The 12,608-nt window shown below is 44.4% G+C and carries 10 protein-coding genes; 2 read left to right on the top strand and 8 right to left on the bottom strand.

Annotation, left to right across the window (positions count from 1 at the left end; translation table 11 throughout):
* The first annotated feature begins 114 nt into the window (after nt 1-114).
* Complete coding sequence (locus tag C8322_RS11250; protein WP_227499351.1) at nt 115-474, top strand: hypothetical protein; 360 nt, start codon at nt 115-117, stop codon at nt 472-474.
* Nucleotides 475-523: 49 nt separating this feature from the next.
* Here C8322_RS11250 and C8322_RS11245 read toward each other — a convergent pair whose 3' ends face one another.
* The 3 genes from C8322_RS11245 to ompR all read right to left on the bottom strand — a co-directional run bounded on the left by C8322_RS11245 (nt 524) and on the right by ompR (nt 4,911).
* On the bottom strand, nt 524-2,041 hold the full coding sequence (locus C8322_RS11245; RefSeq protein WP_008305630.1) for an acetyl-CoA hydrolase/transferase family protein: 1,518 nt from the start codon (nt 2,039-2,041) through the stop codon (nt 524-526).
* Between the two features lie 205 nt (nt 2,042-2,246).
* A complete protein-coding gene (locus tag C8322_RS11240) occupies nt 2,247-3,707 on the bottom strand; it encodes an ATP-binding protein (protein ID WP_004813519.1) in 1,461 nt (486 codons plus the stop codon).
* Between the two features lie 439 nt (nt 3,708-4,146).
* The gene (ompR, locus tag C8322_RS11235) at nt 4,147-4,911 is read right to left on the bottom strand and encodes a two-component system response regulator OmpR (protein ID WP_004890528.1); all 765 of its coding nucleotides are present in this window, start codon (nt 4,909-4,911) and stop codon (nt 4,147-4,149) included.
* Nucleotides 4,912-5,237: 326 nt separating this feature from the next.
* Here ompR and C8322_RS11230 point away from each other — a divergent pair, with 326 nt between their 5' ends.
* A complete protein-coding gene (locus C8322_RS11230; RefSeq protein ID WP_076752952.1) occupies nt 5,238-7,592 on the top strand; it encodes a Tex family protein in 2,355 nt (784 codons plus the stop codon).
* Nucleotides 7,593-7,654: 62 nt separating this feature from the next.
* On the opposite strand, the gene C8322_RS11225 is transcribed toward C8322_RS11230, so the two are convergent.
* From C8322_RS11225 to ubiE, 5 genes are all read right to left on the bottom strand, one after another.
* Nucleotides 7,655-7,972 (bottom strand): hypothetical protein, encoded by a 318-nt coding sequence (locus tag C8322_RS11225; protein WP_076752953.1) that lies wholly within the window; start codon nt 7,970-7,972, stop codon nt 7,655-7,657.
* A 60-nt stretch (nt 7,973-8,032) separates the two neighbouring features.
* Entirely contained in the window at nt 8,033-9,109 is a 1,077-nt protein-coding gene (locus C8322_RS11220) for a patatin-like phospholipase family protein (protein ID WP_108675760.1), read from the bottom strand.
* A gap of 156 nt (nt 9,110-9,265) precedes the next feature.
* Nucleotides 9,266-10,885, bottom strand: coding sequence for an ABC1 kinase family protein (locus C8322_RS11215; protein WP_071320695.1), 1,620 nt, complete (start codon nt 10,883-10,885; stop codon nt 9,266-9,268).
* Between the two features lie 12 nt (nt 10,886-10,897).
* Nucleotides 10,898-11,575: a ubiquinone biosynthesis accessory factor UbiJ gene (locus tag C8322_RS11210; protein ID WP_004813501.1), complete on the bottom strand. Its 678-nt coding sequence runs from the start codon at nt 11,573-11,575 to the stop codon at nt 10,898-10,900.
* Between the two features lie 11 nt (nt 11,576-11,586).
* The gene (gene ubiE, locus C8322_RS11205) at nt 11,587-12,531 is read right to left on the bottom strand and encodes a bifunctional demethylmenaquinone methyltransferase/2-methoxy-6-polyprenyl-1,4-benzoquinol methylase UbiE (protein WP_004890506.1); all 945 of its coding nucleotides are present in this window, start codon (nt 12,529-12,531) and stop codon (nt 11,587-11,589) included.
* Nucleotides 12,532-12,608: the final 77 nt, after the last annotated feature.

Raw genomic sequence — 12,608 nt, 5'->3', positions numbered from 1 at the left:
TAAAATAATGATAAGTGTTTGATCTTATTGTGAATTAAAATGCTATTTTGATATTGCTGAAATTTAGGAGGCAGTGCTATGAATAGGGTCTGTAGCTATACATGCGCTATGTTAATGGCAGGGATTCAGCTTCCAGCAATTGCAAGTTTTTTTGATTCATCTGATTTTGAACATTTGGATGATGATTTACTTGCGCTGGTGTCAGGACAGGATCGTTCATTTCAAACAAAAACAGATTTATATCGGGCTGATACATTGCAAAGAATGACGCCGCAGGGTTTCCCAGTAGCTGCACAGAGTAATCAGGAGAGTTTGAGTTTATTTAATAGTGTATTTCAGTTTAATGAAAAAGGGCAGTTAACCTTACAGATCAATCAGGATGTAGTATCGATTGGTGTGATTGAATGTTCTTTAAGTATTCACGGTCTCTCAGAAGTCAGAAGAATCCTTGGTGATCAAATCAAGTTTAATTAAGTTTTGCCGATAAAAAAACGCCCCGAAGGACGTTTTTTTATCAACTCAATTATGCAGATTTAGCTTCTTTTACAGAGACTAACATCGAACCAGTTTCTTCAAAGTTTGCATGCCAGCTCAGCGCTTCATTTAGAAGGTGAGGTGTCTGACCACCACGTACACATGCACGATCAAAGTAGTCATTTAATGCATCTTTGTACATTGGGTGTACACAGTTGTCGATGATGGCACGAGCACGCTCACGTGGCGCTAAACCACGAAGATCTGCCAGACCCTGTTCAGTTACAAGCACATCTACGTCATGGCCAGTATGGTCAACATGAGATGCCATTGGAACAACAGATGAGATGTCACCGCCTTTGGCAATTGACTTGGTTACGAAGATCGCAATGTGCGCATTACGCGCGAAGTCACCTGAACCACCGATACCGTTCATCATTTTGCTACCACATACGTGAGTAGAGTTCACGTTACCGTAGATATCAAACTCAAGTGCAGTGTTAATACCGATAATACCTAAACGACGTACCAGTTCAGGATGGTTGGAAATTTCTTGCGGACGTAATACAAGTTTATCTTTGTATTGCTCAAGATTGTTAAATACTTTCTCGCCGTATTTTGCAGAAAGGGTAATTGATGAGCCTGAAGCAAATTTCATTTTACCCGCATCGATCAATTCGAAAGTACAGTCTTGCAGTACTTCTGAGTACATGATCAGGTCTTCAAAATTAGACTCTTTCAGACCAGTCAATACGGCATTTGCAATTGAACCGATACCGGCCTGAAGTGGGCCTAAGTTTTTCGGTAAACGTTCTGCTGCTACTTCTTTTTCGAAGAAAGCAATCAGGTGATTTGCGATAGATTGAGTCTCATCATCCGGAGCTGTTACTGTAGATGGAGAATCGTGGTATTCACTGTTAATTACGATACCGACAATTTTCGCCGGATCGATGTTGATTGCATGTGTACCGATACGCTCATCTACTTTAGTCAATGGAATCGCTTGACGTGTTGGACGATAGGTCGGGATATAGATGTCGTGTAAGCCTTCAAAAGCTGGGCTTAAGTTTGTATTGATTTCTACAATCACTTTTTCTGCAAAAATTGCAAAGCTTGCAGAGTTACCAACTGAAGTTGTAGGAATAATGCCGCCGTCTTCAGTAATCGCAACCGCTTCAATCACTGCTACATCTGGTTTTTTCAGCTGCTGGTTACGCATCTGTTCAACAGTTTCAGACAAATGCTGATCGATGAACATCACTTCACCCTTGTTGATTGCTTTACGCAGGGTGTTGTCGACCTGGAATGGCAAACGACGTGCCAATACACCAGCTTCTGTTAATTGCTTGTCCAGGTCATTCCCTAGAGAAGCCCCAGTGATGAGGGTGATCTTTAATGGGTTCGCTTTTGCCTGCTGTACCAGCGCCAGTGGAACCGCTTTTGCTTCACCTGCACGAGTGAAGCCACTCATACCTACAGTCATGCCATCTTCGATGAACTGAGCTGCCTGTTCTGCACTCATTACCTTATTGTGTAGGGATGCTAAACGGATACGGTCTAAAGACATTTGAACTCTCTTAAATTCCTGAATACTGATACGGATTGTACCGATCAAAAAAAGTATTTTGCATAGGTGTTAGGCTAAGGTCTAATTTTTTAGCCAAATAGTGGTATAAAAATAAATGATGATTTTTAACATATTGAATAATATATTATTTATATAAATAAGAAATTAAATCCTAAAAATCAAATGTATAAATATTAATCTATTCTTAAAAGTGACCAGTGATACTTTGTCGGATTTTGTCGAGCGTGGTCGGGGTCGCAGTCTGTTCTGGTTCCGCTTGATGAATTGGTAGTGAAATGATGGCTTCCAATCCACCTTCAGGTCCATTATGAATGTATAGTTCACCAGAATGAATATCGACAATCCGTTTTACAATGGCCAGTCCCAAGCCACTACCCTGAACAGTACGAGCCGAATTACCTCGTACAAAAGGCTGCATGAGATCTTCAATTTGATCCTCTGGAATGCCTTCACCATGATCAGCCACTTTGATTAACAGTCGATCCTGTTCAATCTGGGCCGAGAGTTCAACTGGTTCGGCACCATAGCGTTTTGAATTGTTAATCAAGTTACCAATCAATCGTTTAAGCGACATACTGCGGGCTTGGATTAGCGGTAATTCCTGAGGCGTAAAGCGGATATCAAGCGGCTTAAACTGGGTAACCAGTTCTTGTAGTAGGGTATTGACATTGGTTTCTTGTGGCTCTTCATCGGAACCATCGCGCATAAAGGAAATAAACTGATTTAAAATTGCATCCATGTCCTCGACATCATAAATCAGACCTTCTTTGAGGAAATCTTCGTCTGGCATCATCTCGGCACTCAGGCGGATACGAGTCAGAGGCGTGCGCAAATCATGTGAAATACCAGCGAGCATAATCCGGCGTTCACGCTCGGTCTGTTCTAGCGTATAGATCATATGGTTAAAGGCATTGTTTACTTGACGGATTTCAAGTGGCCCATGATTGGTATCCAGATAGGGTGCAGAACCAGTTGCACTATAGCTATTCGCGGCTTCCTGTAAGCGACGTAGCGGACGATTCAGCTGACGGACCAAAGTCAGAATAATAATGCCAGCAATCAATGGTGTACCCAGCAACCAGCCAAAAATCAGTTCAGGGCTATAGTTAGCATAGGTTTTTAAAGGTTCACGAACCCAATGACCATTCATTTCAGGCGTTTGAATCCAGATCTGTGGACTCGGCTTAAACTGGAAATATACAGTTGCCCGGTCAATACGTAATTCTTTTGCCAGCTTTTCCTCAATTTTACTGGTAAAAAATTCGGCAATCACTTTTTCACGAATATTGGGATACTGTGCAGGGTCGGTAATATACTCAATCCCAATACGGCTTTTTAAATAATCATCGATATCTACTTCCTGATCATGGTGATACAGGCGCAGGCTAGGATTATTCAGGATTTCCAGTTCAACAGCGAGATAGCGGGCATGTTGCTGAATTTCCGGCAAATAAAGAGTTCGCCAGAAAAACCAAATCGACATCACCAGACTGAACAGGACCACAAAAACCACAAGTACCGCGGTTCGCATTGCAGCTGAACGTGGCTTGATTTTGTCGAGAAAACGTTCCATACGGGTACGTTTCTTTTCCGAGTAATGGACAAAATCAGTAAATTCTTGTGGGTCGATGGGGTCGAGTTTCACTGCACAATCCTGTGTTATTACTTCAGCAAATGATTAGAATTCTTTTATAAATAATTTTTTAATTACTATAAAGAAAGTTCCCTCTCCTTATAGGAGACTTGCGGAGCATGCTCCTCAGGGAGAGGTTTTACTCAAAAATCACCTCATCCTCTTACGAAGTAATGCATATCACATCCAAATTAAATTATTTCGAATTTAGATGAGGCTTGAAACCTTCGGTTCGACCTACTTTTGTTTTGGCAAAAGTAGGCAAAACCATCTTACGGAGCAGGGCTCCTCATCGCAAAACTCGTCAAAATGCATTAAGTCATCAAGTGGTCGCAGAAACATTAGAGATGAATACCTCCTACCTCAAACAGCTGCGAATGAATTTGTCACGTAATTCAAAATCAGAAAGGTATATACAGACAATTCATCTTATTTTTCTGATACGAAAAAATTACTCCGCACCATCTGGAACAAAGACATAACCCACACCCCATACTGTCTGGATATAACGCGCACGAGCCGGATTTTCCTCTACCAGACGACGCAGGCGAGACACTTGCACATCAATCGAACGTTCCATTGCCCCCCATTCACGACCACGTGCCAGATTCATCAGCTTGTCACGTGTTAACGGTTCACGTGGATGCTGTACTAAGGCTTTTAATACAGCAAATTCACCTGTTGTGAGGGTTACCACCTGACCTTCACGCGTTAAGGTACGGGTAGAAAGATCAAGTGACCATGGACCAAAGCTAACCACTTCCATTTGCTGGCTTGGCGCACCTGGTACTTCACGCACCTGGCGACGTAATATGGCACGGATACGTGCTAATAACTCATTTGGATTGAATGGTTTAGGTAAATAGTCATCCGCACCGGCTTCAAGTCCTGCGATACGATCCGAGTCGCTACCACGTGCTGTCAGCATGATGATTGGTGTATCGATATTGGACTGGCGTAAACGACGACAGATACTCAGACCATCCTCAACAGGGAGCATAAAGTCGAGCACGATCAGAGAAAACAGTTCTCGCTGTAGCAGTCGGTCCATTTGAGTAGCATCATGCGCAGTCTTGACCACAAAACCCTTATCTTCTAAAAAGCGTTGCAGCAAGGTACGTAAACGGACATCGTCATCGACAACCAGAATGCGTTCTACCCGATCGGTTTCGGTATGTACTGCATCGGTTTTTTCAGCGGGTACAACTAAACTCATAAGGTGCTCCTTTATTCTTTATTGTCGTCTTAAACAAAAACTAATAGATGTCTTGAGTATACGATTCATTTATAGCGATTGACTATGCTCTAAAGCAACAAAAATTGCAGTTAAAATCAAGGGATGGATACCAAATATATACAGGTAAATGATAAAAGTTTCGCAAATATGAGGGAGTCATTGCCTGGATCTAAACGTCATTCTTCAAATATTGAACAACACTGTCATAATTCATAAAGATAAATTAATAAAAACAATTGTGGATTTTATAGGCCTGGTCTTTATAATCATGCCATTTAGTACTTATCCTTGTGGGATCAAACACGATGACTGACTTAGTTCAGCAGTTGGCAAAAGAACTTGCCGTACGTCCAACTCAAGTAGAAGCTGCCATCAAACTTATTGATGAAGGTGCCAGTGTTCCATTTATTGCACGTTACCGTAAAGAAGTAACGCAGGGCTTAGACGATACGCAACTACGCCAGCTCGATACGCGTTTATCATACTTGCGTGATTTGTATGAGCGCCGTGAAAAGGTGATTGAATCACTCAAAGAACAAGATAAATTATCTGATGATTTATTGGCGCGGGTAAATGCGGCAGAAACCAAAAATGCATTAGAAGAAATTTACGCGCCGTACCGTCCAAAACGTACCAGTAAATCATTCAAAGCCAAAGAAGCTGGTCTTGGTCCGATTGCAGAGAAAATCTTTGCTGAAGCGGTTGATCCTGCCGAAGCACTTGCAGGCTTTAGTCATGAAGATTATCCAGATCAAGAAAGCCAGTTGGATGCGATCCAGCACATTCTGATTGATGACTGGGCACAGAACATTGCGCTGACCACTGAGCTGAAAGCGACATTTGCAAAAACTGCCATTTTAAAAAGTTTGGTTGCTTCCGATGAGAAAAAAGAAGTTGGCAAGAAATTCCGTGATTACTTCGATTTCTCTGAAAACCTGAACAAAGTTCCTTCGCATCGTTTGTTGGCAATGCTGCGTGGCCGTCAGGAAAATGTCCTGGGCCTGAAAGTGGATGGCGAAGACGATGCTCCATTGGCACGTATTGAAACAGAATATAATCTGGATGCCATTCAGCCCCAGTCTCGTCAGGATTTCCTGAAACAGACTGCGAAACTGTTCTGGCTGGGTAAAGTCCGCCCAACGATTGAGCATTCTTTATTGACTGAAAAACGTCTGGCTGCTGAAGCAGAAGCGATGCAGGTCTTTGCTGAAAACTTACGTCACTTACTGCTTTCTGCACCTGCTGGCGCGCGTACGACGCTGGGCGTTGACCCGGGTATCCGTACAGGTGTGAAACTGGCAGTAGTAAATGAATCTGGCGATGTTTTGGCACATAGCACCATTTATCCATTTGCTCCAAAAGATGATAAAGAAGGTTCACTGACCGAACTGGCGCGTTTATGCCGTGAGTTCAATGTTGACCTGATCGCGATTGGGAATGGTACGGCAAGCCGTGAAACAGAAGCATTGGTTGCTGAAATGATGGCAGCAAACAGCGACCTGAAACTGACCCGTGTTTCTGTGTCTGAAGCAGGCGCTTCTGTTTATTCTGCTTCTGAATTGGCTTCTCAAGAACTTCCAGAGCTGGATGTATCGATCCGTGGTGCAGTTTCAATTGCACGCCGTCTGCAAGACCCTCTTGCTGAACTGGTGAAAATCGATCCAAAATCGATTGGTGTAGGTCAGTATCAACATGATGTGAATCAGACTGGTCTGGCAAAAACGCTTGAAGCAGTGGTAGAGGACTGTGTGAACTCGGTGGGTGTTGATGTCAATACTGCATCTTCTGCAATTTTGGGTTATATCGCCGGTCTGAATAAATCGATTGCACAGCAGATCGTAGATTTCCGTAAGGAAAATGGCCGTTTTGATAACCGTCAGTCGTTGAAAAAAGTGCCACGTTTAGGCGAACGTACTTTTGAACAGGCTGCGGGCTTCTTGCGTATTCTAGATGGCTCTGAGCCACTGGATGCTTCTGCAGTGCATCCTGAATCATATGCTTTGGTCAGCAAAATTGTTGAAGCGAAAGCCACGACTGTAAAAGACATTATTGGCAATACTGAAATCATTCGCCAGGTAAATCCTGAAGAGTTTGTAGATGATAAATTCGGTCTGCCAACGATTCAAGATGTATTGGCAGAGCTGGAAAAACCGGGTCGTGACCCGCGTCCAGAATTCCGTACCGCCAAGTTCCGTGATGATATCACTGAAGTTGCACAATTGACTGAAGGCATGCAACTGGAAGGTGTAGTGACCAACGTGACTAACTTCGGCGCATTTGTCGATGTCGGTGTCCATCAAGATGGCTTAGTGCATATTTCTGAACTTGCCAATGAATTTGTCGCTGATCCACATAAAGTAGTGAAACCTGGTCAAATCGTGCAAGTTCGTGTTTTGAATGTGGATGCTGAACGTAACCGCGTGAATTTGTCGATGCGTCCTGAAGGTTCTGCAGCTCCGGCAAAAGCCCCACGTCAGCCACGCCGTGAAAACAATGAAGCACGTGGTGAACGTAAGCCTCAAGGCAAACGTCCACAGCAGGCACGTCCGCAAGGTGAGCGTCCTCAGGGCAAGAAACCGCAAGTGGCTAAACCACAAGAGCAAAAAATTGGTGGTTTGGGTGCGTTATTATTACAAGCTGGGATTAAAGGTTCTAAATAATTTGCAGATATCTTTAATTTAAAAAAACCTCCCAATCGGGAGGTTTTTTTATTTGAACACTCTTATGAGTTAATCATCGGAACAATCCAGCTAGTGATGATCAGCAAAATACCCAGATGCCCCAGTTTTCGTGTCACATAAACCAGTTTCGACGGTGGCTGTTCCAGTCGTTTTGCATATTCTTCCATGCTAATTCCAGACTTACCTTTACTGGTATATAAAAACACCCCTAAGTCGATACAGATCAGAATCGTACCAATATCGGCCACCAGTTCCATCAGCTCAAATTGCTGGGTATATAGCGACATGCCAACGCTATAGATCAGATAAAGAGCAAAGGCAATACAGGCATATTGCAGGACCACTAAAAACTTCTGCATAAATCTCAACAGCTCAAAAAATTAAGGCAATTATACAAATAATCGGGCAGCTGCGGCCAATTACAAGGCTTGCATCAGGTCGGCAAAATTCTGTTTCTCGACCAGTTCCAGAAATTCATCGCCCAGACGCTGACTTTCAGCAATACATTGCTTCCAGAGCTGAATCCGCTGAGTTTGATCCAAGCCTTTCAAGGTAAAATCTTTACGGTCTGGCAAACGGCCTAAAGGTAAACTTTGCAGATATTCCTGTGATGGAGATATGAGCAAAGTGCGTGCCTGATTTTCCGGATTTGAGGTGCGTTTAAATAACCTGTCAAACCAGCCCGGCGTAATGCTGTCAGTAAAATGCGGATACAGTACAATGCCTTTGCTCTGGAAGGGTAGGTCAATGTGATAGTCAATTAAACCACCATCGCGGTAATAACCTTGCGGTGCATCCGGAATATTATTTACTGCCGCCATCACCCCCGGAATAGAGGCAGATGCCATTAGCCAAGACAGGACACTCTGTTCAGTCAGGGTATGGTAATGCGTGGTAAATCCATCTTCAGCGATTTTAAACTGTTCACCCATATTCGGTTGGCTGATGACCCGTTGCATAAAATGACGGCTGTGCTTGCGTGCAACTGCAGTCGCCCCGACAATTCCGGCTACAGAAGCCAGTAAAGGTAAGGCCTTGTCACTTTGGAAAATGTGTTGGGCTTTAATCGACAACACGGTCAGATGATAATCTGGATGATTAACTAGCTCATTCTCTTTGCCTTGGACCAAGTCGAATAACATGCCGCGGCAGACTTCGCTCACTTCCAAACGTGACATTTTCTTATGGAAGTAAAGGTTGGTATACAGTTCAGCTAGGCGTTCGGTTCCTTGTTTAGCACCATGAGCAGCAATACTGGCAAAACGCCAGCTGCCAATGGAAGAACCCACCAGGGTTCTACGCTGAGGGGCACGTGGGAAAAAATCACCAAAAATTGCCTGATCCAACCCCTGAATACCAATACCTTTCGGACCCCCTGCAGCCCCAGGAACAATATCCACCTGTTCGGGTTGTAAACCTTCTTTCAGAATCAGCTCACGTGCCAGATGCCCGGCACGGATTTTCAGGGCAGGGGCATGTTTTTGTAAAATCTGCATAGAGGTTTAACCCATATTCGACCAGTGAGGGCTTATTTTAAGCGTTGTGCCTTTGGACCCAATGGCAAGATGTGTCCTAAGGTGACTTTAGAGTCATATGACATTCAGCAAATAAAAAAGCCTGAACAAATCAGGCTTTTTGCGTATCTAAATTGCTTATTTAGCAATCCGCCATATCGCTAGGATGCTGGCCAAAATAATCAGAATGACTGAGACAAACCAAGGTGAAATAATCGCAATCGCAAGCAGAATCGCCATTAAACTGCCAAATATCCAGCTACGTTTTTGTTGATGTTCCATTTGCAAACGCATGCTTTGTAATTCATTCAATTGTTTGGCATGCCAGGCCGACTGATTTTTCAAACCATTCAGACTATCGATCATCAAGGTTGGTAAATCCTGCGCCCCTAAAAGCAGATCCGGGATTTTCTGTCCCAGTTCTTTCAGATTTTTCTGCGGATTCATCTGTGCCTTGATCCAGTCGGTCAGGATCGGTTTGGCCAGACTCCAGATATCCAGTTCCGGATATAGGTCAGTGCCTAGGCCCTCCACATGGACCAAGGTTTTCAATAACAACATCAGTTGCGGTGGAATTTCCAGATGAAAGCGACGGGCAATGTCCATGACTTGAATCAGAATGCCGGCAAAGTCCAGCTCATGCATTGGTTTTGAAACCATGGGACCCACAGTACGGCGCATTTCGCGTGCCAGCGCATCCTGATCGGTGCCCGGTGGAATCCAGCCAGCCTGATGCACAATCTGGATCAGCTGCATGAAGTCGCTGTTCATGACCGCCAGCAGCATGCGCGCCACAGTCATCTGATCATGTTTGGATAGCTCGCCCATAATCGCACAGTCCAGTGCGATAAAACGTGGATTGGCCGGATTAATGGTTTCTACAAAGACATTGCCTGGATGCATGTCGGCATGGAAGAAGTTGTCCCGGAATACTTGGGTAAAGAAGATGGTGAGGCCCTTACGTGCCAGGTCAGCACGATCCATACCCAGTTCATCAAAGGTGGCAATATCCGAAATCGGTACACCGGTAATCCGTTCTGCGACCAGCACATCCTTGCTGTCCATGTAGACTTCAGGCACATACATCATGCTGGAGCCGGTGAAATAATGACGCATCCGGCGGGTATTATCCGCTTCCAGCGTCAGGTCCAGCTCATTCAGAATGATCTGACGATAATCCTGAATAATTTCAGTCAAATGTAAGGCACGCGCTGCTTCCAGACGCTTTTCCAGAAAATCGCCCAACCAGCTCAGGATCTCGAAATCCTGCAAAATCTGATTACGGATATTGGGGCGGGTCACTTTGACTACGACTTCACGGCCATCGTGCAGTGCTGCAGTATGTACCTGTGCAATTGATGCAGCAGCAAGTGGCTGAGCATCAAAACGGGCAAACAGGGTGTTTACATCGGCTTTCAGCGATTCCTGAATACGCATTTTAGCCACGTCATTGTCAAATGGCTTGACGCGATCCTGTAGTAAGACCAGTTGTTGCAGTACTTCAGGTGGAATCAGGTCACGACGCGTAGATAGCAATTGGCCTAGTTTGATTGCCAGTGGCCCCATTTCCTCTAAAGCTTCTTTCAGCTTGAGAGGATTTTTACGCTCTCGGCTGGACCATGCAGCCGGATGCATACGAATCAGGGACAGGATATGACGGCTTTTTTCTGGGAGTTCTTCCGCAGGAAACAACGTATCGAGTCGATAATGCGCGGCAATGCGCCAGAGTTCGAATAAACGTGAAACATGCGGAATCATAAAGTGGTGTACCTAGTTTTGAGTTGAATCTTGTTGGTTTTCAATCTGTATCTGAAGCTGACGAATCTTGGCTTCTACGCGATCAATATTTTGATTGAGTATACGCGTATCTTGCTGTAAATCATCCATTTGCCAACGTGCAGCAAATAGACCGCTGTCTTCTTTAAGCGTATCTTCCATAAAGAACAGACCGCTTTGCAGACTGCGTTTGAGATGTTTGGGTGCCAGTTGCAATTTGCCAATTTCATGCGCAAGGGTTGGTCCGATCCATGGGCTTAAATGAGCCGCCAGATCAGGTTCAGCCTGTTGCATAATACGCTGGATTTCCTGCAATAACTTATAATCACCTTGCAGCGGAATATTGCCTATTTCATCTGAAAGCAGCAGTTTCAGCAGGCTAATGACATTATCGACTTGTAAAGTTGCAGTGGCTTCAGAACTCTGTGAGCTGTCGGCTTCATAAGGCCGCTGTTCAAAAAACGAAGCAGCTTCAGTATGCCCAGTGGCTGTTGGTTCCAGGCGAACCTTGCCATCATCAAAGAATACATCTACAGAAAGCTGCGGTGAGGTAATTACTACACGTAGCATTTTGCCAGCCAATGCATTTAACTGGATGCGGGTAATCGCATCCAGATCAATGAAATGGTGAATCACACGTTCAACGGCACCAAGTGCCAGAATTGACCACATGAATGGGAACCTTAAAGTTTAAAACCACGGTGAACGGCAACGATACCACCCGTCAGGTTATGGTAGTCACAGTTCTGGAAGCCGGCATTTTCCATCATGCCTTTTAGGGTGCGCTGATCTGGGTGCATACGAATCGATTCTGCCAGATATTTATAGCTTTCAGAATCATTGGCAATGATTTTACCCATGATTGGCAATGCCGTGAACGAATACAGGTCATACAGTTTCGAGAATGGCTCAAAGACTGGTTTAGAAAATTCTAAAACAAGAAGACGGCCACCTGGCTTAAGCACACGGTACATCGAAGCAAGTGCAGCATCTTTATCAGTGACGTTACGTAGACCAAATGAAATGGTTAACAGGTCAAAACTGTTATCTGCAAATGGCTCTAAAGTTTCGGCATTGGCCAGTACGAAATCGACATTGGTACAGCCTGCATCAATCAAGCGATCACGACCCACATTCAGCATGGATTCGTTGATGTCAGATAACACCACATGACCGGTTGGACCAACCTCACGGCTGAATACTTTAGCCAGGTCACCCGTACCACCGGCGATATCCAGCACATGCTGACCACGGCGCACGCCTGACATGTTAATGGCAAAACGTTTCCATAGACGGTGAATACCAAAAGACATCAGGTCATTCATGATGTCGTATTTGCTGGCGACAGAATGGAATACTTCCGCGACTTTTTGTGCTTTTTCTTCACTGCTGACAGTTTGATAGCCGAAGTGAGTGGTTGGACCGACATTACCGGTATTCGCCCCACGTGGCAGGTTATATTTCGGTATGCTACCTGTGACAGGTGTATCAGTCAGACGTTGTTCTAGAGACTGTTGCTGACCTTGTGGCGCACCTTGTGGTAACGGTGCAGTTAAGAATGGGCTCACTTTGTCTGTTTGTTGTGCCGACTCAGCTGTAGGGGTAGGCGTAGTATTTTCATTGGACATTGGAGTCACTCCTAACAGATCAATGGGGTTAATCTTGCATGCATGCATGGATTGCATAATGACAGATTCTAAGATGT

The organism is Acinetobacter sp. SM1B (assembly GCF_003289665.1).
Taxonomy (GTDB): domain Bacteria; phylum Pseudomonadota; class Gammaproteobacteria; order Pseudomonadales; family Moraxellaceae; genus Acinetobacter; species Acinetobacter schindleri.
The sequence above is the reverse complement of the archived record's forward strand: the minus strand, read 5'-3'. Positions and strand labels throughout refer to the sequence as shown.

Bases quoted from the DNA above. Each gene is read 5' to 3' on its own strand.
- C8322_RS11220 (WP_108675760.1), bottom strand. From the start codon at position 9,109: ATGCAGATTTTACAAAAACATGCCCCTGCCCTGAAAATCCGTGCCGGG.
- C8322_RS11230 (WP_076752952.1), top strand. From the start codon at position 5,238: ATGACTGACTTAGTTCAGCAGTTGGCAAAAGAACTTGCCGTACGTCCA.
- C8322_RS11245 (WP_008305630.1), bottom strand. From the start codon at position 2,041: ATGTCTTTAGACCGTATCCGTTTAGCATCCCTACACAATAAGGTAATG.
- C8322_RS11210 (WP_004813501.1), bottom strand. From the start codon at position 11,575: ATGTGGTCAATTCTGGCACTTGGTGCCGTTGAACGTGTGATTCACCAT.
- C8322_RS11250 (WP_227499351.1), top strand. From the start codon at position 115: ATGGCAGGGATTCAGCTTCCAGCAATTGCAAGTTTTTTTGATTCATCT.
- C8322_RS11215 (WP_071320695.1), bottom strand. From the start codon at position 10,885: ATGATTCCGCATGTTTCACGTTTATTCGAACTCTGGCGCATTGCCGCG.
- ompR (WP_004890528.1), bottom strand. From the start codon at position 4,911: ATGAGTTTAGTTGTACCCGCTGAAAAAACCGATGCAGTACATACCGAA.
- ubiE (WP_004890506.1), bottom strand. From the start codon at position 12,531: ATGTCCAATGAAAATACTACGCCTACCCCTACAGCTGAGTCGGCACAA.
- C8322_RS11225 (WP_076752953.1), bottom strand. From the start codon at position 7,972: ATGCAGAAGTTTTTAGTGGTCCTGCAATATGCCTGTATTGCCTTTGCT.